23 protein-coding genes are annotated in these 22,778 nt (G+C 40.1%); 13 read left to right on the forward strand and 10 right to left on the reverse strand.

The annotated features are described in order from the left end of the window. The first annotated feature begins 54 nt into the window (after positions 1-54). The gene (locus tag H5122_RS20320; protein ID WP_366500200.1) at positions 55-318 is read left to right on the forward strand and encodes a helix-turn-helix domain-containing protein; all 264 of its coding nucleotides are present in this window, start codon (positions 55-57) and stop codon (positions 316-318) included. 5 nt (positions 319-323) lie between these two features. On the opposite strand, the gene H5122_RS02260 is transcribed toward H5122_RS20320, so the two are convergent. Then, the gene (locus H5122_RS02260) at positions 324-1,463 is read right to left on the reverse strand and encodes a LysR family transcriptional regulator (protein ID WP_259395096.1); all 1,140 of its coding nucleotides are present in this window, start codon (positions 1,461-1,463) and stop codon (positions 324-326) included. 197 nt (positions 1,464-1,660) lie between these two features. Here H5122_RS02260 and H5122_RS02265 point away from each other — a divergent pair, with 197 nt between their 5' ends. From H5122_RS02265 to H5122_RS02305, 9 genes are read left to right on the forward strand one after another with little or no spacing between them, the layout of a single operon-like run. Continuing rightward, positions 1,661-2,350, forward strand: coding sequence for a 4-carboxy-4-hydroxy-2-oxoadipate aldolase/oxaloacetate decarboxylase (locus H5122_RS02265; protein WP_182681160.1), 690 nt, complete (start codon positions 1,661-1,663; stop codon positions 2,348-2,350). Continuing rightward, positions 2,351-3,424: a 4-oxalomesaconate tautomerase gene (locus H5122_RS02270; RefSeq protein WP_182681161.1), complete on the forward strand. Its 1,074-nt coding sequence runs from the start codon at positions 2,351-2,353 to the stop codon at positions 3,422-3,424. It begins immediately after the preceding gene. A 49-nt stretch (positions 3,425-3,473) separates the two neighbouring features. After that, positions 3,474-4,493 (forward strand): amidohydrolase family protein, encoded by a 1,020-nt coding sequence (locus tag H5122_RS02275; protein ID WP_182681162.1) that lies wholly within the window; start codon positions 3,474-3,476, stop codon positions 4,491-4,493. Beyond that, positions 4,490-5,383 carry an amidohydrolase family protein gene (locus H5122_RS02280; protein ID WP_310736064.1) on the forward strand — a complete coding sequence of 298 codons (894 nt, stop codon included), beginning with the start codon at positions 4,490-4,492 and terminating at the stop codon, positions 5,381-5,383. Before H5122_RS02275 ends, H5122_RS02280 begins: the two co-directional genes overlap by 4 nt. Before the next feature lie 9 nt (positions 5,384-5,392). Then, positions 5,393-5,782, forward strand: coding sequence for a protocatechuate 4,5-dioxygenase subunit alpha (ligA, locus tag H5122_RS02285; protein WP_182681163.1), 390 nt, complete (start codon positions 5,393-5,395; stop codon positions 5,780-5,782). Positions 5,783-5,784: 2 nt separating this feature from the next. Then, a complete protein-coding gene (locus H5122_RS02290; RefSeq protein WP_154903788.1) occupies positions 5,785-6,624 on the forward strand; it encodes a class III extradiol dioxygenase subunit beta in 840 nt (279 codons plus the stop codon). 14 nt (positions 6,625-6,638) lie between these two features. Next, positions 6,639-7,583 (forward strand): Gfo/Idh/MocA family oxidoreductase, encoded by a 945-nt coding sequence (locus H5122_RS02295; protein WP_182681164.1) that lies wholly within the window; start codon positions 6,639-6,641, stop codon positions 7,581-7,583. 20 nt (positions 7,584-7,603) lie between these two features. Then, entirely contained in the window at positions 7,604-8,590 is a 987-nt protein-coding gene (locus H5122_RS02300; RefSeq protein ID WP_182681165.1) for an aldo/keto reductase, read from the forward strand. A gap of 24 nt (positions 8,591-8,614) precedes the next feature. Next, positions 8,615-9,373: a sulfite exporter TauE/SafE family protein gene (locus H5122_RS02305; RefSeq protein ID WP_182681166.1), complete on the forward strand. Its 759-nt coding sequence runs from the start codon at positions 8,615-8,617 to the stop codon at positions 9,371-9,373. Positions 9,374-9,460: 87 nt separating this feature from the next. Here the strand turns inward: H5122_RS02305 and H5122_RS02310 are convergent, their stop codons facing one another. From H5122_RS02310 to H5122_RS02335, 6 genes are read right to left on the reverse strand one after another with little or no spacing between them, the layout of a single operon-like run. After that, positions 9,461-10,591, reverse strand: a complete 1,131-nt coding sequence (locus H5122_RS02310; RefSeq protein WP_182681167.1) for an FAD-dependent oxidoreductase — start codon at positions 10,589-10,591, stop codon at positions 9,461-9,463. A gap of 1 nt (position 10,592) precedes the next feature. Continuing rightward, positions 10,593-10,949 (reverse strand): Rieske (2Fe-2S) protein, encoded by a 357-nt coding sequence (locus tag H5122_RS02315; RefSeq protein ID WP_182681168.1) that lies wholly within the window; start codon positions 10,947-10,949, stop codon positions 10,593-10,595. A 2-nt stretch (positions 10,950-10,951) separates the two neighbouring features. Beyond that, a complete protein-coding gene (locus tag H5122_RS02320; protein ID WP_182681169.1) occupies positions 10,952-11,887 on the reverse strand; it encodes a VOC family protein in 936 nt (311 codons plus the stop codon). Positions 11,888-11,897: 10 nt separating this feature from the next. Next, a complete protein-coding gene (locus H5122_RS02325) occupies positions 11,898-13,058 on the reverse strand; it encodes a S9 family peptidase (protein ID WP_154902989.1) in 1,161 nt (386 codons plus the stop codon). 35 nt (positions 13,059-13,093) lie between these two features. Then, complete coding sequence (locus H5122_RS02330; protein ID WP_154902990.1) at positions 13,094-13,882, reverse strand: cyclase family protein; 789 nt, start codon at positions 13,880-13,882, stop codon at positions 13,094-13,096. Further along, the gene (locus H5122_RS02335) at positions 13,875-14,864 is read right to left on the reverse strand and encodes a fumarylacetoacetate hydrolase family protein (protein ID WP_182681170.1); all 990 of its coding nucleotides are present in this window, start codon (positions 14,862-14,864) and stop codon (positions 13,875-13,877) included. Before H5122_RS02335 ends, H5122_RS02330 begins: the two co-directional genes overlap by 8 nt. A gap of 149 nt (positions 14,865-15,013) precedes the next feature. Here H5122_RS02335 and H5122_RS02340 point away from each other — a divergent pair, with 149 nt between their 5' ends. Further along, complete coding sequence (locus H5122_RS02340) at positions 15,014-15,922, forward strand: LysR family transcriptional regulator (protein ID WP_182681171.1); 909 nt, start codon at positions 15,014-15,016, stop codon at positions 15,920-15,922. Positions 15,923-15,965: 43 nt separating this feature from the next. Here H5122_RS02340 and H5122_RS02345 read toward each other — a convergent pair whose 3' ends face one another. Beyond that, the gene (locus H5122_RS02345) at positions 15,966-16,955 is read right to left on the reverse strand and encodes an MBL fold metallo-hydrolase (RefSeq protein WP_182681172.1); all 990 of its coding nucleotides are present in this window, start codon (positions 16,953-16,955) and stop codon (positions 15,966-15,968) included. Positions 16,956-16,968: 13 nt separating this feature from the next. Next, positions 16,969-19,485: a TonB-dependent receptor gene (locus H5122_RS02350; RefSeq protein WP_182681173.1), complete on the reverse strand. Its 2,517-nt coding sequence runs from the start codon at positions 19,483-19,485 to the stop codon at positions 16,969-16,971. A gap of 361 nt (positions 19,486-19,846) precedes the next feature. On the opposite strand from H5122_RS02350, the gene H5122_RS02355 reads away from it, so the two are divergent. Beyond that, the gene (locus tag H5122_RS02355; RefSeq protein WP_154902995.1) at positions 19,847-21,049 is read left to right on the forward strand and encodes an MFS transporter; all 1,203 of its coding nucleotides are present in this window, start codon (positions 19,847-19,849) and stop codon (positions 21,047-21,049) included. 19 nt (positions 21,050-21,068) lie between these two features. Here H5122_RS02355 and H5122_RS02360 read toward each other — a convergent pair whose 3' ends face one another. Next, a complete protein-coding gene (locus H5122_RS02360; protein ID WP_182681174.1) occupies positions 21,069-21,962 on the reverse strand; it encodes a LysR family transcriptional regulator in 894 nt (297 codons plus the stop codon). 98 nt (positions 21,963-22,060) lie between these two features. On the opposite strand from H5122_RS02360, the gene H5122_RS02365 reads away from it, so the two are divergent. Beyond that, a complete protein-coding gene (locus tag H5122_RS02365; RefSeq protein WP_182681175.1) occupies positions 22,061-22,777 on the forward strand; it encodes a CoA transferase subunit A in 717 nt (238 codons plus the stop codon). Position 22,778 lies beyond the last annotated feature (1 nt).

A 22,778-nucleotide genomic window follows, 5' to 3' on the forward strand; every position in this document is an offset into this window, starting at 1 on the left:
ATTGACTCGGTTAATTATGATATTAATTAAAAAAGCACATAAATAACGGCAGGTATTCCTGACTACGCTGAGAAGCTACATATATCTACTTCAAAGTTAAACCGTATTTGTAAAAGTTTATTAAATGATTCTCCCAAAGCAATTGCTCATCAACGTCTGATCACTGAGACAAAGCGACGTTTAATCTATACTACACAAACAATCGTCGAAATAGCGCTTCATTTAGGATTTAAAGATAGCGCGTATTTTTGCCGTTTTTTTAAGTTAGCCACTAATACAACCCCAACATTATTCAAGCAACAGTCGAATATTAACTAGCTCGATTAAAGCATGCGCGTATTGTTTTTAATTATTGTTAAAAAACGCGATTGCATTTGGGTAGGCTGCCAGTCTTTTCGTATCGTCAGTCCTATACTACGGTCAGTATCGGGCAGTGTCATCGGGCAGATAGCTAATATTCCTGTTTGTACTTCTATTTCAACTTGCTTAGCTGGTAACAAGGCCGCTCGAGAACTGTTTAATAAAATACCGCGCGCAGCAACTTGCGAGCTGCACTCTATTACATGGCTTGGTGGTGGTAAACCTCGGCTAACAAATATGTTACTAAAAACCTGCCACGCGGGTGTGCTTTTGTTAGGTGCTACCCAATCAAGTTGCTGGAGCTCTTTTGTTGATATTGTTTGGCGGCTTGCCAAAGGGTGTTGAGCATTTACTACAACACAAAGTTGATCTTTAAATAATGGAATTTGTTCAATATCATTATGTTGAGCAGGGATGCGTAATGCACCGACAATGATGTCAATTTCACCATGAAGCAAGTTAGCTAGCTGCTCTTGGTATGGACCATCTATAATACTTAGCTGGGCATCAGGAAATTCATTATTTAAAGCAATAATACTCAATGGCACAATAGCTGAGCGTGCCAATGGTAAGCTACCTACTTTTAGAGCACCATCCATTTGTCCATTAAACTCCCTCATTTCATAAATACCTTGGCGTAATTCAGAGAAAAACAGCTTTGCAAAACGATTTAGCAAGTTTGCCGTCCAAGTAGGTTCAATACCCACGGGTGAACGTACCGCGAGGTCCTTTTTACATAGTTGCTCTAAATCTTTGATGCTGCGGTGTAAGGTGGGTTGCGACAAATTAAGTTTATTGGCTGCAGCGGTGTAGTTTTTCATTTGTACTAAGTGTATGAGTGCTACTAATTGCTTTGAAGTGACAGAGCGATTAAAGGCATCTTGCTTATGTTTATTATTAAAAATAACCCTCGAAAATTCATCCAAATACTCAAATGCACGTTCAACCCGATTTAGAAAAAATATACCGCTTGGCGTCGGTGTCATCCCCGAGTGGGTCCGAATAAATAGGACTTGATTAAGTTCGTTTTCAAGTTTTTTAATGCCTTGGGTGAGTGCCGACTGGGTTAAGTGAACAGTATTAGCTGCCTTGCTTAACGACATTAAGTTCCTTATATACAAGGCGCTTAACAAATGTCTATTGTTAAAATTCATTTTTATTTAACTCACACATTAATATTTGATTACTACCACTATAGAAAAAACTAATGTCCTTTGACAGCTTTTTAAAGTTCTTTATATAGCTGACTTCAATATACTCATTGCATCAATAGCGTTTAATTATAAATAAGGTAAATAGTATGGCTGTGTGTATTACAGATATAGCGCGCCCTAATAAAGAGATATTAGAAAAATACCAAAATGCTGAAGTTGCAACGGTACATGAGGCACAAGGTCGCGTTGGCTTATTAGCCAGCTATATGAAGCCTATTTATCGCTCTGCTCGTATTGCTGGCAGTGCAGTAACATGTGAAGTGGCTCCTGGCGACAACTGGATGATTCATGTAGCTGTAGAGCAATGTCAGCCAGGTGATGTACTTGTCGTTACACCTACGAGCGGGTGTATTGACGGTTTTTTTGGTGACTTGTTGGCAACTTCATTACAAGCGCGAGGCGTTAAAGGTTTAGTTATTGATGGTGGCGTACGCGATATCGCAACACTGACTGAAATGGGCTTCCCGGTTTGGTCTAAAGATGTTTATGCGCAAGGTACAGTTAAAGAAACCATTGCAAATGTCAATGTGCCAGTTGTGTGCGCAGGGGCTTATATAAAACCTGGAGACATCATTGTTGCTGATGATGACGGCGTTGTTGTTGTTGAACAAAGTCGTGGTGAAGAGGTTCATGAAAAAGTCCTGAAACGTGTTGCTAACGAAGAAGACAAGCGAAAGCGTTTAGCTTCGGGTGAGTTAGGTTTGGATATATATGCTATGCGCGAGCGTTTAGCAGCTAAAGGCTTAACTTATATAAAGCAAAGTGAGGATAAGTAAATGCACGCGGCTATTCCTTGCTCAATTATGCGCGGTGGTACCTCTAAAGGGCTTTATTTTTTAGCCAGTGATCTTCCGAGTGATTCCTCAAAGCGCGATGAATTACTGTTACACATAATGGGGTCGCCTGACACAAGGCAAATTGATGGTTTAGGTGGTGCGCATCCTCTCACCAGTAAAGTGGCTATTGTTGAAAAATCAATGCGAGCAAATACTGATGTGGATTACCTTTTTTTACAAGTTGTAGTTGATAAAGCGGTGGTGAGTGATACACAAAATTGTGGCAATTTACTCGCCGGTGTTGCGCCATTTGCAATTGAGCAGGGCTTAGTGAATGCAAAAGAAAAAACAACCGATGTACGAATTCATATGCTAAATACTGCAGCCTCAGCTGTTGCACGGGTTCAAACTCCTAATGGCAAAGTAAGCTATAAAGGGGATGCCGTAATCGACGGTGTACCAGGTTCAGCAGCGCCTATCACGCTCGACTTTCTAGATATAGCGGGTGCCAATTGTGGTGCACTTTTTCCTACGGGTAATGCCATAGATGAAATTAATGGGTATTCAATAACCTGTATTGATAACGGCATGCCGGTGGTTATTTTAGATGCTAGCGAGTTTGGTTTAGTGGGTGATGAGTCGCCTAATACACTCGAAGATAATACCGATTTAAAGCAAAAGATTGAAGCTATTCGTTTAATCGCGGCTAAGATGATGAATTTAGGGGATGTAACTAATAAAACGATTCCAAAAATGTCTTTAGTAAGCCCTGCAAAAAATGGTGGGGTAATTAACACTCGAACATTTATACCCCACCGTGTTCATGAGGCTATTGGGGTGTTAGGCAGTGTGAGCGTAGCAAGTGCATGTGTTTTAAAAGGTACAGTAGCCTATAGGCATGCTAACCAAAACTTTATTGATGGGGAGTTTGATATCGTTGTTGAGCATCCAACGGGTCAGTTTACTGTTGAAATGCAGGTATCAGGTATCGCTCAACTGAGCACTTATAAAATACATCGTTCTGCGCTGTTAAGAACCGCGCGCTTATTAATGGTCGGCTCAGCAATGGCTTGATCGACTACTAAAAGATAGTTTCAATAATACTCTCAGCAGGAGACACACAATGATAATAGACTGCCACGGACATTACACAACAGCGCCAGAGTCATTACAGCTTTTTAGAGCAGCGCAAATTAAAGCATTTGAAGAGGGAAGAGCCCTTCCAGGCGTTCCCTATATTTCGGACGATGAAATTCGCGAAAGTATTGAAAAAAATCAGTTAAAATTACTTGATGAACGCGGCTTAGATATGACTATTTTTTCACCTCGTGCATCGGCTATGGCTCATCACGTAGGTAATGAGGATGTATCAAAACAATGGACCTCAGCCTGTAACGATTTAATAGCGCGAGTTGTTGACTTATACCCTACGCGTTTTATAGGAGTGTGCCAATTACCACAATCGCCGGGAGTACCAATTGAGAATTCAGTTGCTGAGCTAGAGCGCTGTGTTAATGAATTAGGATTTGTTGGTTGTAATTTAAACCCTGACCCTTCTGGTGGTCATTGGACTTCAGCTCCGTTAACCGATCCGAGTTGGTTTCCACTTTATGAAAAAATGGTTGAGCTCGATGTTCCTGCAATGATCCATGTATCGGGCTCATGTAATCCAAATTTTCATGCAACGGGCGCGCATTATATGAATGCTGATACCACCGCATTCATGCAATTTTTACAAGGTGACTTGTTTGAAGAGTTTCCTGATTTACGGTTTATTATACCCCATGGTGGTGGAGCGGTGCCTTATCATTGGGGGCGTTATCGTGGATTGGCTGATATGATGAAGCAGCCACCACTTAACGAGCATGTTATGAAAAATGTATATTTTGATACCTGCGTTTATCATCAACCAGGCATAGATTTATTAGTAGACGTTATTGATACCAAAAATATTTTATTTGGCTCTGAAATGATTGGGGCTGTGCGTGGTATTGATCCGCAAACCGGACACTATTTTGATGATACTAAACGTTACATTGACACATTAGAAATATCGGCAGCAGACAAAAAAGCGATTTTTGAAGAGAATGCGCGTCGCGTATACCCACGCTTGGACGTCAAATTAAAAGGGATGGGTTTGTGAGAAAATTTATAATGGATGCCGATTGGCTTCATTGGCATCAATCGCCATCAAAACCTGGTTTTGAGTTACCCGAAGGTGCGGTTGATGCGCATTGTCATGTATTCGGCCCCGGCAATGAGTTTGGTTTTGCGCCCGAGCGTAAATACACACCGTGCGATGCATCAAAACAGCAGCTCTGGGATTTACGCGATTACTTAGGATTTAGTCGAAATGTTATTGTGCAAGCAACCTGTCATGGAGCTGACAACAATGCGATGGTAGATGCGCTTTTAGCATCAAATGGTTTAGCACGTGGTATTGCAACTATTAAAGAAGATATTAGCGAAGCCGAGCTTGATAAATTACATGCTGCAGGTGTACGCGGTGTACGTTTTAATTTTGTAAAGCGCCTAGTTGATGCCTTGCCATTTGACTCGTTAAAACGTATAGCTGATCGTATTGTTAAACGTAATTGGCACATTGTTATCTATTTTGAAAGCCAAGATTTGCCCGAGCTTTATGATTTTTTCACTAGTTTGCCAACGACATTAGTCGTTGACCATATGGGGCGCCCAGATGTTACTAAACCTGTTGAAGGCGAAGACTTTGCGTTGTTTTTACAGTTTATGCGTGAGAATGAAAATGTGTGGTCTAAAGTAAGTTGCCCTGAACGGATCTCTGCTGATGGTCCTGATAAAGGCTACCAAGACGTTGTTCCTTTTGCGCGTAAAGTCGTGGAAAGTTTTCCTGATCGTGTTTTATGGGGCACTGATTGGCCGCACCCAAATATGAAAAGCCACATGCCCGACGATGGTGAATTAGTGGACATGATTCCACTTTTTGCACCTACTGCTGAATTACAGAAAAAGTTATTAATTGATAATCCAATGCGTTTGTATTGGTCGAAATAAGGAATACATATGGCTATTAATAAACCTTACAAAGAGGTGCCAGGTACCATTATATTTGACGCCGATATGGCGCGTTTAGGTTTTCACTTAAATCAATTTTGCATGTCGTTGATGAAAGCGCCAAATCGGAAAAAATTTAAAGCAGGTGAGAAAGTCTACCTTGATAAGTGGCCAATGAGCGAAGCACAAAAAGAAGCGGTTATAGCACGTGATTACAACAGAATGATGAGCCTAGGCGGCAATATTTATTTTCTTGCAAAAATATTTTCTAGCGACGGTATTAGTTTTCAAGCCGCAGCATCAACGATGACGGGGATGACACAAGATGAATACGCGCAAATGATGCTATCAGGGGGTCGTGCACCCGACAGCAGTAATACATTAAAGAAAGGAAGTTAATCATGGCCAAAATAAATGCAGGTGTTGCTACATCACATGTTCCGGCTATTGGGGCTGCTATTGATAATGGCATAACAGATAATGAGTATTGGAAACCATTATTTGAGGGCTATGATTACGCTAAAGAGTGGATAAAAAAGCAAAAACCAGACGTTGTATTATTAGTATATAACGATCATGCAACCGCGTTTGACTCTAATTTAGTTCCTACCTTTGCGATTGCAACGGGTGAAGAGTTTAAGCCAGCCGATGAAGGATGGGGGCCACGTCCTGTGCCAAATGTAAAAGGCTATCCTGAATTTGCTTCACATATTGCTCAATCTGTTATTCAAGACGATTTTGACTTAACTGTCGTCAATACTTTAGATGTTGATCATGGCTTAACGGTCCCGTTATCACTGATGTTTGGTCAGCCTGAAAATTGGCCGTGTAAAGTTATTCCTATTGCAGTAAATGTAGTGCTTTATCCAACCCCATCTGGGCAGCGTTGTTACAATTTAGGTAAATCGTTACGTAAAGCTGTAGAAAGTTTTGATGAAGACCTGAATGTACAAATTTGGGGGACGGGCGGCATGAGCCATCAATTACAGGGACCGCGTGCAGGTTTAATTAATAAAGAATTTGATAATGCTTTTTTAGATGACATTGTTGATGATGCTGAAAACTTAGCCCTAAAACCACATCTTGAATACATTAACCTAGCTGGCTCTGAAGGCATTGAGCTTATTATGTGGCTCGTAATGCGTGGTGCGCTCAATGATGAGGTTGAATTAAAGAAGCGTCATTATCATGTACCCGCATCTAATACTGCTGTTGGTCATCTTGTTTTAGAAAATAAATAACCTGGAGAAATTTTATGAAAGTAATTGTTGTTGGACCAGGCGCATTTGGAATTAAGCACCTTGACGGTATTAAAAATATCGACGGTGTTGAAGTGGTAGCACTTGTTGGTCGTACGCTAGAAAAAACTCAAAAAGTGGCTGATGAGTATGGCATTCCACAGGTTTTTACAAGCTTAAATGATGCGCTTAAAATTGACGCAGATGCAGTTATTTTATGTACACCTACTCAGCAACACGCTGCGCAATCTATCCAATGTATGGAAGCGGGTAAGCATGTGCAAGTTGAAATCCCATTAGCAGATAGCTGGGAGAATTCATTAAAGGTAGTTGAGGTACAAAAGCGCACGGGGCTGACTTGTATGGTTGGGCATACTCGGCGCTTTAATCCATCACATCAATGGGTTAATAATAAAATAACGGCTGATGAGTTTAGTATTCAGCAAATGGATGTACAAACGTACTTTTTCCGTCGTAAAAATATCAATGCTAAAGGCGAGGCCCGGTCGTGGACTGATCACCTTTTATGGCACCACGCTGCGCACACTGTTGATTTATTTGCTTATCAAGCAGGCGCTAAAGTGGTTAAAGCGAATGCTATTCAGGGACCAATTCATCCAGAGCTTGGTATTGCTTTAGATATGTCTATTCAATTACTAGCTGAAAATGGTGCAATTTGTACCTTATCATTATCGTTTAACAATGATGGGCCTTTAGGAACATTTTTCCGCTATATTGGTGACACAGGAACATACATAGCACGCTATGATGATTTAGTGGATGGCAAAGAAAATGCGATTGATGTCTCCGCTGTTGATGTATCAATGAATGGTATTGAGCTGCAAGATAGAGAGTTTTTTACTGCTATAAAAGAAGGTCGCGAGCCTAACTCAAGTGTGGAGCAGGTACTTGATTGTTATCGGGTGCTTCACGACTTAGAGCAGCAATTAAATAATCAATAATTAATCGCAAAGGAGGGCGTATGAATAAGCGTAAAATTAATGGTCATAGCGTTAATCCAATTGGATTGGGCTGTATGAACTTGAGCCATGCCTATGGGAGTCCTCCCTCAGATGAAGCTGCAATTAATTTATTACACGCAGCGATTGATTTAGGTGTTGAGCATTTTGATACTGCCGCTTTGTATGGATTTGGTAAAAATGAAGCCCTACTAGGTAAAGCTTTAGCACCACACCGAGATAAAATTTTTTTGGCGAGCAAATGTGGTATGGCGGGCGTTAATGGCAAGCGTGTTATTGATGGGCGTCCACAAACGCTTCGATCAACAATAGAGGCGTCTTTAACTAGTCTAAATACAGAAGTTCTAGATTTATATTACTTACATCGTATGGATAAATCTGTGCCGATTGAGGAGAGTGTTGGCGAGCTCTCGCGCTTAGTTGGTGAAGGAAAAATTAAAGCAATTGGCTTATCTGAGGTATCAGCCGACTCAATAAAGCGAGCAAATAATGTTCATTCGATTGCAGCGGTGCAATCAGAGTATTCGTTATGGACACGTAATCCTGAAATTGCAGTCCTCGAAACATGTAAGCATATAGGGGCTGCTTTTATTGCATTTTCACCATTAGCGAGAGGCTTCTTAACTGAGCAGGTTACCAGTCTAGAGGTACTAGTTGAAGGTGATATTAGACGTGGTATGCCACGCTTTAATGAACCTCATTTTAGCAAAAACAAGCAATTGTTAAGTGCATTAAAATCTATCGCACAAAGCACAAATTTAACACTGGCTCAATTGTGTTTAGCCTGGGTGCTTCATCAAGGTGAGCATGTTCATGTTATCCCTGGCACACAGAATAATGCACATTTAGCCGATAATGTAAGTGCTGAAAAAATTGTACTGTCAGCAGAGCAGTTAACGCAACTATCAGCTTTATTCTCACCGTTCTCAGTTAGTGGTCCGCGTTATCCTGAGGCAACTCAAGCGGAAATAGACACCGAAGAGTTTTAAATGTAGCAATTAAGGTTTTTCGTTTTGAGCTTATTACTAAATGATTTACTCACCCCGCTATATGCGGGGATTTTAATTGCATTCGCTTTTTTTGGATCATTTATTACCGCCGCATTTGGCGCAGGAGGCGGCTTATTACTACTGCTTTCAATGGCCTCTATACTGCCTATGTCAATTGTTATTCCTGTTCATGGCCTGGTTCAGTTAGGCTCTAATGCGACTCGTGCAATAGCAACGTATAGATACATTGACCTGAATATGTTGGCTTATTTTTCAGTAGGAGGGCTGTTTGGTGCTGTGCTATCGACTACTGTATTAACACAAATAGCACTTGAGCCGATGAAAATTGTGTTGGCAATATTTATTTTTTATTTGTTGTGGGGTCCAAAGCCCAAATTTAGTGGCACATCACCAAGCGTGCGCCTTATTGCAGGGTTGAGTACTGCCTTTCTCTCTGTATTTGTTGGCGCTAGCGGCCCAATTGTAAGCAGTTATTTGTATACAAAAGAGTATGAAAAATTAAAATTTACGGCAACATTTTCAAGCTGTATGGCACTTCAGCATGTATTAAAAGCGGCGGTTTTTAGCGTTGTTGGATTTGCATTTTTTAATTGGCTGCCTTTAATTTTTTGTATGGTTATTAGTGGTGTGTTCGGAACGTTTATAGGTTTACATGTATTAAATAAAACTCATGGAGCTAACTTTAGAAAGGTATTACGACTTATCTTGAGCTTTTTATCCCTGCATTTGATATGGCAAGGCGTCCGTTATTTTTATAATTAGTTGGGATAATATAAATAATACCCCCTCGCTGTCACTCATTTTCAGCGAAGGGGTATTAACAACCTAGTTAACCTAAAATCGGGTCAGTTATATTGCTTTAGCTAAAGCAATATGGGAGTCGCGCATAATTGCAGAGTGCTCAGCTTTGTCGCCTCCTTCTATTTCAATTTGAGCAAGTCGACCTGAGTTTTCAACAACAAGCTTACAACGCTCCCAACGGCGCTCTTTAAAAGCGGTTAGTGCGTGTTCTAACTGAGCATGCTTAGTTAGTTCATCAGCCAGTACAATAGCGTCTTCAATACCTATACATGCACCCGACGCTAAATGAGGTGTCGTTGCATGTACTGCATCGCCAATAAGTACGATTCGGTTTTTATGCCATGCTTCTTTAACTAATAGCCCTTCAAGTGGTCGGTAATCAATTTTAGAGTTTTCATTTAGGTGAGCATGTATTTCTTGTACTACCGGTGCTGGAAATTTGGCTACAAGTGCTTTTAATAAAGGTAAAAAGTCTTTTGGTTCAATATAATTATTTTCAATTTTATCCTCTGTAACAAACATATACATTTCGTTTTTCGACATAGGGTTAACCCCTACTTTAATATGTTCGCCTACCCACATTACCGTGTTATCAATGCCTTCAAGGCGAGGCAGTACGGCTCGCCATACACCTTGGCCTACAAATTTAGGCTTTTCAGCTTCAGGGAATGTGACTTGTCGTACTTTTGAGTACAAGCCATCAGCACCAATAATTAGGTCATATGTTTTTGTTGTGCCATCGGTAAAGGTTACTGTTGCCCCATTTTCGTCTTGTTCAATAGATGAAAATGTACAGCCAAGCCTAACATTGGCATTGGTTTGTTTCGTTTTATTTGCCAAAATTTGTGCAAGTGCTGGTCGCATTATAGCGCCCGCTTTTGGAATATTAGCATTAGCCATTAATGGCGTTGGTATATGGGCCAGGTGCAAACCATGTGGGGCATATATATCTAACCCTTCATGGGCACTGCCTTTTGCTAAAAACTCTTCTAAAATTCCAAGTTGTTGAAAAGCTCGAATTGTAGCTCCACCTAAACTGATCCCAGCCCCTTCTGCTCGCCAGTTAGGATCAATTTCTACCAAATCGACAGCAATATTTTTTTTCTCAAGTTCGATGGCTGCCGACATACCAGAGAAGCCACCACCAATTATTAATACATTAGAAATACACGGGTTCATTTTAGAACTCCTTTATTGTTGTTATATCCACCCAAATTTCATTGTGTTGGTGAATATCTAATTCAATGTTTGTTAAGGCCTGATTTTTACATGGCCCTTGTGTGCAAATACCAGTGCTAATTTCGAATAAAGCGCCGTGAGCAGCACAGACTATTTGATCACTTTTTGAATCTAAGTATTTATCTTTTTTCCAAGGTAATGTGGTATCACCGTAGTGAGGACAGATATCTTTATAGCCATAATACTCCCCATTTTTATGAACTATAAAGAGGCTGTCGCGCCCTTGATTAAAAGGGTCAAAGCCTTTAGCTTGACCCTCTGTAATATCGCTTTTATAGGCGATAAATACTTTACTCATGATTACTCTGGTTTACCGGGAGGTGGGCCCATTGGTGCCCACTTTTCGCGGTACTGAAGCAAGAAAGCTTGCGAATTATCAGCACCCGGCATTGCTTCTCGTGCAGTCCATTCATCATCGTGTAAATCCATATCAGCATCATATTCAATGTTGCAGCCAAACGGACTTTTGAAGTACCAAAACCAGTTTGATCCGAATATATGACGACCTGGCCCCCAAAAGCTTTGATAGCCTTTATTAACTAAGGCAGTACCTGCCTGAGAAACTTCTGTTGGTCCGCTCATATGAAAAGTGAAATGCTCAATACCTTGCATGTGTGGCGGGGTATTTATAAAAAATAATGTGTGGTGATCGTTGGTACCGGCAGGGCGCATAAAAGGACCTATATGGGTAAAACGATCCGTAGTAATAAAGCCTAAACGCTGTGCGTAAAAAGCTTCAGCTTTAACGGCATCCGGTACAAAATACACAACATGAGAAAGGCTACGAGGCTTTGCCTTGAAGTCTGTATTAATACCAATATTGTTTACAGCACGGTTGTTTTCACACCCTGGCGCGTTGACTTTTTCTGCTGGTAGATTCTCGAGCGATTGCCGTATGGTCATTTGAAAACCAATAACAAACCCTAAATCGTCAACAGATTCGATACTGCCATCGTCTAAAGTTATTACTGTTCGGTCTTTTTCAAGCTCTGTTTTTAAAGCATCTATTGTATGCTGATCTTTTACACCGTAAATTGTTTTACGCAGCATTGAACCAGTAGCAAGAGGATTCGGTAATGAGCTGTCATCTGCTTTTTTAATCTCAATACCTGTGCCATCAAGAGCAACAAATCGTGTTTCAGTTTTTTGTGTTAAGCCATAATCTAGTGCGAACTGCTTACAACTCTCGGTGTCTTCAACACCAAAAACAAGCGTATCGGGGCCAATAATATTCATGGTGTGATCCTTATTGTTTTTTTAATTCGTTAAATGTTTCAGCTACCCAATCAGCTATGTACTGACCCGCGTTTGAACTGTTGTCGAAGCTAGAGTGCTGTACACCACCTTCTCGTTCTGTAAAGATTTTTAGCTCACGCTTAGGGCTATTGACTAGTTGCTCAAAGGTGCGCTCGGCCCATTTAAGTGGAATTTGCGAATCTTTAGCGCCGTGAGTGACTAAAAATGGCACTTTAATTTTTTCAATTTGACCATCAAGGTGGACGTTTTCAGCAATTTCCATGAAATCATCCATATTTTTAGCACCCCAAACCCATTGCACATGTGCCCAGTAATGAGGTACGGGGAAGTCACCTTCTTTTTCTAAGCGACGTTTTTGAACGTCACGCCAATCGTGGTTTGCACCCCATACACAGCCTAGGGCAAGTCTCGGTTCATTCGCTACCGCACGAGGGCAGTAATAGCCACCTAAAGAGACACCTTCCATGCCAATTAGCTTGCTATCTACTTCATCATGTTGTTCTAACCAATCAACAACAACACTTGCCCAATGCTCAGTGTCAAAACGAGCATGGAAGTCTTGTAGCTTTAACGCTTCACCTGTACCTGGTTGATCTAAAACAAGTGATGAAACGCCACGTTCTGCTAACCATTGTGGTAAACCAACGCGATATTTCATTTCCTTTGATGAATCTAGGCCGTTTATTTGTATAAGAATAGGGGCAGGGCCTTTAACGCCTTTGGCTTTGACATAAAGAGCACTAAGGTGTTTGCCTTCATAAGGAATTTCCACGCGTTCACAGTTTTCGTGACCCAGTTCGATTGATTTTTGAAAAAGCGAAAGTGAACGTTTATACAGCTCTGTTCTTCCCGAGGCGCCATGTGCTTGAATGCGTTCACAGGTTATAAGGTAGGTTGCAGCGCGATTATATTTGTACCCTGCAGAAAGTAGTCTGCCACGTTCTAGATCTTCTTCAGCAAGACCACATAGTTTATCGGCCATTTTAGCCCACGTGTCTCTAAATGCTTGAACGCCTTCTTTATCTGGTGATTTTGCAGCCTCTTGTAAAGGGCCACACATTTCTTCGATTTCGCCAATGCGAGCGCCCATTTCGATAGCTAAATTTACTGATAAATTCCATACATAATTCGTCGGGAAATACTTAAACATAATAACCTCTTAATAAATTAATGTGTTGTGCTCAACTACTTTTCTAGAAATGCGACAGCTCTGACAAAACCTGCTGAGGCATGTTTAATTTTGTAAGGAAAACATGAAACTAAAAAACCACTACTTGGTAGTGATGCTAAGTTTGCTAGCTTTTCCATTTGCCCATAACCAATGTCGCGACCCGCTTTATGGCCTTCCCAAATGATTGATGGGTCGCCGCTTTCTTCGAAACGTTGTTTAGTGAATTTAAAAGGAGCATCCCAGCTCCAAGCGTCGGTACCCACAACTTTTATACCGCGCTCTAAAAGATACAAGGTGGCTTCGCGGCCCATACCAACACCAGCATCAAGGTAACCAGGCTTACCGTAAACAGAGCCTGCACGGGTATTGACTAAAACGATGTCTAACGGCGATAAGGTGTGATTAATTCGGGCTAGCTCTTTTTCAACGTCTAGGGCAGTAATTACATAACCATCAGGAAAATCTCTAAAATCTAATTTAACACCGCGTTGAAAACACCACTCCAAGGGCAACTCATCAATACCAAAGGCTGGTTTTCCACCATCTGTGGTAGAGGCATAGTGCCATGGTGCGTCCATGTGAGTGCCACTATGAGTGGTGATCTCTAAACGTTCAGCCGCCCACGATTCATTTCCTGGGAGTTGATCTTTTTTTAAACCAGGGAACATTGATGACATTTCTGGCCAACCTTGTTGGTGGTCGGTATACTCGATTTTTGGTAATAATGGCGGTGGATCGGTATAGGGGTTATTCTCAAGCGTTACCGATAAATCGATTAATGTGTATTGTGATGGATTAAACATGTGTATTCTCCATTATGGCTTCTTGTTTTATATCTCCAAATATTGACTTGCCCTGCGAATCTAGTACTCGCATATGAACTGTTTCGCCAGATTGTAAAAAGTCTGTTTGTGGTTTGCCTGTGGCAATCATTTCCTTAGCACGTAGCTCTGAGATACAGGCTTGTCCTTTACTAATATCTGCGTTAGAAACAGTACCTGAGCCAAACACGGTGCCCGCTTTAATAGGGCGAGTTTTAGCGACATGGGCAATTAATTCATGAAAACCAAAAAACATCTCTGTGCCATCAGGCGCACCAAACCATTTGTCGTTACGGTAAACTTCTAGTGGCAGTGAAATACGACCATTGCGCCAGTTTTCACCAAGCTCATCAGGGGTAATAGCAAATGGTGCGAAGCTGGTAGGGCCTTTAGCTTGTACAAAGCCAAAACCTGTTTTCATTTCTCTTGGCCCGAGTGCGCGATAGCTGATGTCGTTAAGCATGACTATTAGACGTATTTTCCCAAGTGCAAACTCTGGACTACTCCCCATTGGGATGTCACCGACCATCACGCCAAATTCGCCCTCAAAATCAAGACCAACTTCGTTACTTGGAGCTGCAATTTTATCATTAGCGCTAAGAAAGCTATCGCCAGCACCTTGATAAACAAGTGGATAAATATCAGCATCTTCGATTGGGTCCAGATGAAATGCTTGCTGCATCAACACGCCATGATTTAAAAAAAGTGAACCGTCTAACCATTGCCAACTACGTGGTAAAGGGGCCATTAATTGAGTGTTACACACTTTATTAATGCCTGTTAGCTCAAGTGCGTTAAGTGCCTCGTAGCGAAGTAAAAGCTTATCTTGTATAGCAGGCCATAAATCTAGTGCCTCTTGGAGCGTGCCGGCTAGGTCGCTAATGTCTACGTAGTCAGTTAGATCCTTAGAGACTAATACAAGCTGACCATCTGGTTTTGAATTATTAATTGTTGCAAATTTCATTGTGTGTCCGCAGATGTTGTTAAACTTTGGTTTAAGTTATATTAATACTTCATTTGCAATTGATGAAATTGAATGTTTAGATAGGTTGTATCAATAATTTTAATACTTAAAAATAACCAAAATTTAAAAATCAGCAGTGGACCAATGTTATGAGATTTGAGCATTTAGATTTAAATTTACTGGTTGCATTAGATGTTTTACTAGAAGAAAAAAACATAACCAAAAGCGCTAAGAGACTGCATTTATCCCAGTCTGCTATGAGCAGTATTTTGGGTAGAGCACGTGCCTTTTTCGAGGATGACTTGTTGGTGCAAGTTGGTAAAACTATGCAACCGACCCCTTTTGCGCTTGAAGTTCAAGTACCAATTACTGAAGTACTGACAACCATTAGAGGCGGGATTATTGGTAAGCGATTTAATGATCCATTAAAAAGTGAACGTCATTTCAAAATTGTTGCATCGGATTATGTTATTCAAGTTCTGTTTTCTAGTATTTTAACCGAGCTTGCTACGTTAGCTCCATTATTGACGTTTGAGTTTTTATCGCCGTTTTCGCATGAAGTTAATATACTTACCAAAGGAGGAGCCGATTTATTTATAGCACCGGAAGCGGTAATGCTTGATGGTTACCCTAGTTCATTACTTATGGTTGATGAACTTGCATGTGTAGTCGATATGGATAACAAGTTAGTTGCTGGTGATGTAATTTCAGCTGAACAAGTTGGCAGTATGGGGCATGTGTCGGTAGGTTTTGCACGAACAAGTCATTTAAGTATTGAAACATGGTTAACGGAGACGATGGGAGGAAGTCGAAAAGTTGATATTATTACAAATGACTTTTCTACTATGATTTATACTTTGAAGGGGACTCAACGCGTAGCTATTTTACCCAAAAAGTTTGCCAATATACACGCACAAAAGCATGGTTTAAAGGTAGTTTCATTTCCCTTTGATACACCCCTTTTAGTTGAATCAATGATGTGGCACCCTACACTTGATAACGACCCTATACACCGGTGGTTAAGAGAAAAAGTAATTTCTACTGCACAAAACTTATAAAAAAGTCGCCTTAATAGGCGACTTATAGTTTTATATAATTAGGTCAGTGCTTTAATTCATACCGATTCAAATCTTGAGCTATTGATATCGTCCCTTTGTATTCACCTTGCACTTGCTTGGTATAAAAGTCGATTTCCTCTGAAGTATCTAACCCTGGCGCCATATGAGTAATGACGAGTTTTTTTACGTCTGCTGCTTTAGCCAGCTCACCGACCTGCTGAGGAGATAAGTGATGCTTTGAAAGGTGCCTATGAATACCTTTAAATTTTTTCTCTGGCATACGAGGATTCGTTTTCTTAATTTGATTAACGGTATGATCAATATCCATCATCTCACTAACTAATAAATCAACGCCGTTTGCGAGTTTTTCTACGGCCTTACTAGGGCCCGTGTCACCAGTGTAAACAGCAGTATAACCATCATCCAGTGTAAACTTAAACGATAAAGCTTGAAACTTGTTCCATTCGTCACTGCCTTTTGGCCAGCTATAATGAGTGTTTCTAATTACATTTAGAGTAAAGTCATCAAATTTAATATCTGAGCCATCTTGAACCTCAATTACTTTAATATTGTTATTTGCAGGAGCTGGAACTTGACCAGGAACACCATAATGACCTAATGCACCGTAAGTCATGTATTTAAAAATACCATCAACGGTTTGCTGAGTACCTGGCGGGCCATATATAACAAGCTCATTATTAGCACTTGTTTGCCACCTTAAGCTAATAATTGCAGGCAAACCACCTGTGTGATCAAAGTGAAGGTGACTTAAAAATATAGCATCCACATCCTTTATATTAAGGCCTGCTTTTGCTAATTGCCCTGCAGTTCCATCACCCGCATCTACTAAATAGGTATTACCATTAACAAGCATCGCATTAGCTGGTTGAGAGTGTTTTGCATTAGGAATAGGGCCTGCCATCGTACCTAGAGTTATCCACTCATTTTTTGTTTCGCTTGCGTTACCGTTAAACGTAAATGCTAAACAGCCTAGAGATAGAAATAAATTAAATAAAATACTACTTTTTTTCATTGTGTGTGCTCTCTTAATAGAAGTCATATTTAAATGTAATGCCGTATGTTCTTGGTTTTTCATAGGTTGATACCATGGTATTGCCACCATTTGCAAATAACTGTGATGTTGCTTTTATCTCTTCGTCAGTTATGTTTCTCACATATGCGAGAATTGACCACTTATCATTTGCTGAAAATAATTGCATAGAAGTGTCTAAGGTAATAACATCTTCAGCACGCTGTGATGGTAAGAAGTCAAAGCCAACCCAACGTTCGTCGCGGTAACGAGCATCAAAAGACACCGATGCCGAATAACCATTATTAAACTCTAAGTAATGGTTAATACTTGCAGTTAAAGAAAGTGATGGCGAGTTTCTGCCTTCCTTACCTGAACAGTTGACATTATATGTGGGCTCCCCATCAGTCATGCTTATTACCGTTGTGTCACAACCAGTCACAACATTTACAGCTTCGTCTGGCGTTTTTTGAAGGTAACTAAACTCTTCAATCTCATTTTTTAGGTATTGAATATTACCTTTGATTCGTGTTGCTTCAGTCAGTTGATAAAGAATATCAACTTCAACGCCTTTAATACTTGATTGACCTATATTTTCAGTAAAGAACGCGGAATTACCATTACCATCAATACCAAAGTGACTTGCCTGTTGATCTTCATAATCCCAAATAAATGCCTCAGCATTGATTTGTAAATAATTATCTAAAAATCTATTTTTAGAACCAAATGTCCATGCATTTATATACTCAGGTAAAAACTCTTCACGACCTGCTGTTGGACTAAACCCTCCTGAACGATAGCCTGTTTCGTAACTAGTGTAGAGTAAATTACTATCAGCAATATCGTATTCTATTGCTGCTCGATACGTTATTTCGTCATTTTCTTGAACACGGTCAATTTGTGTTTGGTTAATGAAAAGCAAGTTTGCACGCAGGTTATCTGGCGCACCAGGAAACAACGGAATTTGGCCATACGGAACAGGACCTCGGTTAGCTATAGGAGCTCCTTCTGGCAAATCAGCTGGATCAATAGATGCAATTGTTTCTGCAACAGTTGCACCAACAGGAATAACTGGCGCACCGTCACAATTAGGGATTTCTGGTCCGCCAGGGTAGGCTGGTAAATCTCTAATACATAAATTTAGAAATACATCCGCTTGTCCCTGGAATTCTTTTTTATCTTTGGTCCAACGCACAGCACCAACGAGTCTAAGATCTTCAGAGATGTGATATTTACCATGAACAAAAAACGCGGTTGACTTTGTACTGGAGTTTTCAATATCTTGCGTTGATTGCAGGCTGTATTGGTTAAATGAGGCTAGACCATCAACTTTTTCATCAAAGTAAAAGCCACCCATAATTAAATCAAGCGCCCCTACGGTTGTAGAGAAACGAGCTTCTAAACTAGATTGCTGGTGATTTTCTTGATTAATAGCTGCTTGGAAAGCGGGATTATTAAATAAAACGTCAACCGTATTCTCTCTATAAGCCGGAATAATTGTTAGATCACCCAATGATGTTGCAACGTTTAACTCTGCCGATACCCCCATATACTCGTTGTCTATATAAGGGTCATATAGGGGAGTGATAGAAGTAAATGCTGGCGAGGTTATTTGGCCTGTGTAGTATTCAACTGCAGCTGGTGTACCTGGACCTGTATGAGGAGCTGATACGTTATCTGGAGCAGGATTAAAGTTGTAACCTGGAATATTTTTTGGGTGGTTATTACTTCCTTGGAGTGGGAATCCGTAACTACCTTCAAATGAAGGTGAATTACCATTGCCTTTTGTTGTTGAGTAATCTGCAGTGACGGTAAGGTTTACATCTTCTGAAAACTCACCAAATAAACGTGCGCGGAATGCAGTATCATCTGTTGCCGCTGTACCATCATCGTTGTAGCCGTCATTTTTAGTTTTGCCAATCGCAAAACGAGCTGCCCAGTCATCGCTTATTGGTAAATTGACAGCACCAGAAGCTGTTATTGTTCCATAGTTAGCAGCACCAATAGAAATATTGCCAAATGTCTCACCAAGTTCAGGTTTTGTTGAAATAACATTGATCGCACCCGCTGTTGCATTTCGGCCATAAAGAGTGCCCTGAGGTCCCTTTAAAACCTCTATACGTTCTACATCTAAAAATGATGCCGTTGTGGCTGTTGGGCGCCCTAAAAATACACCGTCTACGTTAAATGCTAAAGCAGCATCTGTGTATGCATTTACAGCAAAGTTACCAACGCCTCTGACAAAAAATACAGTATTAGAGCCGCCACCAGAGACAACATTGAGTGCAGGTGATATTTTATTAAGCCCTGTTGCATCGGTAACACCGATGCGTGATAGTTCTTTACCTGTTGCGGCATCAATAGGTACAGCCACATCTTGTAAACTTTCTGTTTTTCTAAGTGCTGTAACCGTTATTAACTCAATACCACTATCTGCTTTAGGTTCTGTAGTTTTTTCGGCAGTTTGAGCCGAAATAGCTAAAGGTGCTAAACATGCAGTCAGAATACATGAACGTAAATACGATTTGTTCATAGTTCTATCCTTATAATTGTGTGTGTAAAAGCGTTTTACTAATAACTTGTTAATACAAGTGACGAGATTGCGATGTGTGTGCAACGCAAAAGTAAAGATAAAGTAAAAACTGCATATCAAGTTAATTGATTTTTATGATTGAAGTTACCTATTTCATAGATACATGAGAGAGCTAGGCACTCTAGCGAGGAAAGGTGATAAAAAAGGTAATTGCAATTAACTATTTATTTACGTGATACATTCTATCTAAATATTAAATTCTACAATTGGAAACTTTCAACACATAGTGGAGCCTACGGGTTTGTATTTAATGACCCGACAACACACTAAGCAAAACACACAATAATTAAAGGAAGTTTTTATGAATACTATCTCGCCCACTGTGGCTTCTACTAAACACGGTATTATTTTAATTTTAGCGGCTATTATGCCTGTTATGGCAGTCATCTCCCTTGTTCCTGTGCTGCCTATGTTACTTGAAGAGTTTAAGCATATTAGTGGTTATGAGGTTTTAGTGCCTATTGCTATGACTATTCCTGCACTCTGTGTTGCTGTCTTCTCTCCAATTGCGGGGTCTCTTTCTGATAAGTTTGGCAGGAAGTCGCTCCTTATTTTTGCTCTGTTAATATACAGCGCTGTTGGGGTATTACCTTATTTCTTGGAAAGTTTATCTCATATAATAGTATCTCGTATTTTTTTAGGTATTACAGAAGCGGTTATTATGACAATTGCTACCGCATTAATTGCTGACTACTTCATAGGAAAAGAAAGACAAAAATGGATTTCTATACAAATAGCGTCAGTGAGCTTAAGTGCTATTTTTCTCATTGCACTTGGCGGTATGTTGGGTGAAGTATTGGGTTCAAGAGGCCCATTTGTTTTATACTTACTTGCCTTGCCTGTTGCTTTGCTGGTTGCTTTAAACTTATTTGAACCTAAAGTAAGAGCAAATGAAGACAAACAACTCACGGGATTCCCTGTAAAAAAAGTACTGCCTCTATTATTTATAACACTATTTGTTGGTATTATTTTTTATTCTATGATTGTAAAACTAGGTGAAGTACTGTCGATTAGTCAGGCAGTGACGCCCGCTATTATTGGCGGAATAGGAGCTTTAGCAAATATAGGTGTTGCATTAGGTGCATTTTGTTACGGAAAAATTAAGCATATCTCAGGGCCACTTTTATTATGTGTTGGTTTTGGTTTAAGTGCCTTTGGTTACTTTGCAACAGCAGTGTCTTCTTCAATTGTAATTTCATCAATAGCTATTTTTATTGGTTGCTTGGGTTTTGGCTCTTTATTACCAACGACTTTAACATGGGTATTAAAGCTACTCCCTGAAAATGTACGTGGTAAAGGAACTGGGATGTGGACGGGTATGTTCTTTTTAGGTCAGTTTACAGCACCTATTGTTGTAACTTTACTTCAAAAAACATTGGACTCTTTGAGTGCTGTGCTTGTGCTAATTGCTATTTGTTGTGCAATTGCATCGCTGGTCGCTGCACTAAAAAGTAAAGGTGCAAGAGATTTAAAGTGTGATGATACAAATAAGGCACCTGTTTGAACATTCAATGGGCCTAAATTCAATCTCTTAACTCCAATGAATAGAGCTTAATTGTTTCAAGCATTGATTTAGCCGCGATAGATAAAGACGTGATAGGTTTAGAAATAACGCCTACACGTCTTGCAATAATAGGGGAATTTATTTCTCTGCATATTACGCCTGCTTCTAATGCTTGCTCTTTGCAAAGTGCAGGTACAACAGCCACTCCTAAATCATTACTCACCATCCTTATAACTGTCGCTAACTGGTGCGCATCAAATGCAGGGTTGAGTGCAATGTTATGCTGCGAGAGAGTGTCTTCAATTAGCCCTCTGACAGAAGAGGGACTTTGCAGAGTAATTAACTCAAACTTTAGTAGCTCCGACCAACTAATACTATGGCACTTAGCAAGCGGATGAAATTGAGGTAAAACCACAATAAATTGATCGTTATACAGCGGATGAAATACTAAGTCACCATTATGTTTAGGCTCAAATGAAATACCGAGTTCCACCAAGTCAGCATTTACCAAGTCAATAACCGTATCAGATAACACATCGTCCACTGAGAGTTTTATGTTTGGGTACTTTGTATGAAAACGCTTAATTATTTTTGGCAAAATTGAACTGGCAAAAGAGGGCATGGCTGCGATAGATGTATGCCCAAGATCCAGTGCAAATCGCTTATTCATCTCTCGTTCTGCTGCGTCTATTTGGTTTAATAAGTTTTTAGCGACAGGTAAAAATGCTTTACCTTCTTGGGTGAGTACTAATGTACGTGTTGTGCGAGTTAATAATTTACCGCCCAAGCTCTCTTCTAAATTTTTGATACTTAAACTAAGCGCGGGTTGCGATAAGTGTAATTTAGCTGCGGCTTCCACAAAGCTTAGGCTGGAAGCCACCTGGGTAAATGCCTTCAATTGTCTTATATTCATTTATAAGAAAAACTAATTAATAAAACATAATTATAAAATTAACTATATCTTGCTTTGTTGTCAAACTAATAAACACATTCTTAATTTGGACTTAAACAATGGCTGGATTTAATAAAGTAGTAATTACGTATTCTCAAGCGCTTGAAGGACTTGAAGACGGTATGACCGTTTTAGCTGGTGGCTTTGGCTTATGCGGTATACCAGAGAATTTAATTAAGGAAATACAAAAAAAAGGTACTAAGGGGTTAACGCTTGTGTCGAATAACTGTGGTGTTGATGACTTTGGTTTAGGATTGCTGCTAGCAAAACGACAAATCAAAAAGATCATTGCGTCTTATGTTGGTGAAAATGCAGAGTTTGAGCGACAAATGATGTCTGGTGAACTGGATGTTGAATTGACACCTCAAGGTACATTAGCCGAAAAAATGCGTGCCGGTGGTGCCGGTATTCCTGCCTTTTTCACCGCAACGGGTTATGGAACTCAGGTTGCACAAGGAAAAGAAGAACGTAACTTTAAAGGTAAAACCTACATTTTAGAAGAATCGATAAAAGGTGACTTTGCCATTGTAAAAGCGTGGAAAGCCGATACGTATGGTAATTTAGTTTATCGAAAGACAGCACGTAACTTTAACCCTTTGGCGGCTACAGCGGGAAAAATTACGGTGGCAGAGGTTGAAGAGATTGTAGAGGCAGGACAATTAAATTCAGATGAAATTCATACTCCTGGCATTTACGTGGATCGTATTATTAAAGGTTCATTTGAAAAACGTATAGAACAACGCACTATTCGTGCTTCGCAAGCTGAAGGAGTGTAAC

It is taken from the genome of Pseudoalteromonas sp. SG43-8 (assembly GCF_014164245.1).
Classification (GTDB): domain Bacteria; phylum Pseudomonadota; class Gammaproteobacteria; order Enterobacterales; family Alteromonadaceae; genus Pseudoalteromonas; species Pseudoalteromonas distincta.

Excerpts from the sequence above, each read along its gene's own strand:
- H5122_RS02310 (WP_182681167.1), bottom strand. The coding sequence starts at position 10,591 with ATGAACCCGTGTATTTCTAATGTATTAATAATTGGTGGTGGCTTCTCT.
- H5122_RS02360 (WP_182681174.1), bottom strand. The coding sequence starts at position 21,962 with ATGAATATAAGACAATTGAAGGCATTTACCCAGGTGGCTTCCAGCCTA.
- H5122_RS02290 (WP_154903788.1), top strand. The coding sequence starts at position 5,785 with ATGGCCAAAATAAATGCAGGTGTTGCTACATCACATGTTCCGGCTATT.
- H5122_RS02330 (WP_154902990.1), bottom strand. The coding sequence starts at position 13,882 with ATGTTTAATCCATCACAATACACATTAATCGATTTATCGGTAACGCTT.
- H5122_RS02275 (WP_182681162.1), top strand. The coding sequence starts at position 3,474 with ATGATAATAGACTGCCACGGACATTACACAACAGCGCCAGAGTCATTA.
- H5122_RS02270 (WP_182681161.1), top strand. The coding sequence starts at position 2,351 with ATGCACGCGGCTATTCCTTGCTCAATTATGCGCGGTGGTACCTCTAAA.
- H5122_RS02300 (WP_182681165.1), top strand. The coding sequence starts at position 7,604 with ATGAATAAGCGTAAAATTAATGGTCATAGCGTTAATCCAATTGGATTG.
- H5122_RS02355 (WP_154902995.1), top strand. The coding sequence starts at position 19,847 with ATGAATACTATCTCGCCCACTGTGGCTTCTACTAAACACGGTATTATT.
- H5122_RS02315 (WP_182681168.1), bottom strand. The coding sequence starts at position 10,949 with ATGAGTAAAGTATTTATCGCCTATAAAAGCGATATTACAGAGGGTCAA.
- H5122_RS02340 (WP_182681171.1), top strand. The coding sequence starts at position 15,014 with ATGAGATTTGAGCATTTAGATTTAAATTTACTGGTTGCATTAGATGTT.
- H5122_RS02265 (WP_182681160.1), top strand. The coding sequence starts at position 1,661 with ATGGCTGTGTGTATTACAGATATAGCGCGCCCTAATAAAGAGATATTA.
- H5122_RS02260 (WP_259395096.1), bottom strand. The coding sequence starts at position 1,463 with ATGTCGTTAAGCAAGGCAGCTAATACTGTTCACTTAACCCAGTCGGCA.
- H5122_RS02320 (WP_182681169.1), bottom strand. The coding sequence starts at position 11,887 with ATGAATATTATTGGCCCCGATACGCTTGTTTTTGGTGTTGAAGACACC.
- H5122_RS02325 (WP_154902989.1), bottom strand. The coding sequence starts at position 13,058 with ATGTTTAAGTATTTCCCGACGAATTATGTATGGAATTTATCAGTAAAT.
- H5122_RS02365 (WP_182681175.1), top strand. The coding sequence starts at position 22,061 with ATGGCTGGATTTAATAAAGTAGTAATTACGTATTCTCAAGCGCTTGAA.
- H5122_RS02335 (WP_182681170.1), bottom strand. The coding sequence starts at position 14,864 with ATGAAATTTGCAACAATTAATAATTCAAAACCAGATGGTCAGCTTGTA.
- ligA (WP_182681163.1), top strand. The coding sequence starts at position 5,393 with ATGGCTATTAATAAACCTTACAAAGAGGTGCCAGGTACCATTATATTT.
- H5122_RS02295 (WP_182681164.1), top strand. The coding sequence starts at position 6,639 with ATGAAAGTAATTGTTGTTGGACCAGGCGCATTTGGAATTAAGCACCTT.
- H5122_RS02345 (WP_182681172.1), bottom strand. The coding sequence starts at position 16,955 with ATGAAAAAAAGTAGTATTTTATTTAATTTATTTCTATCTCTAGGCTGT.
- H5122_RS02350 (WP_182681173.1), bottom strand. The coding sequence starts at position 19,485 with ATGAACAAATCGTATTTACGTTCATGTATTCTGACTGCATGTTTAGCA.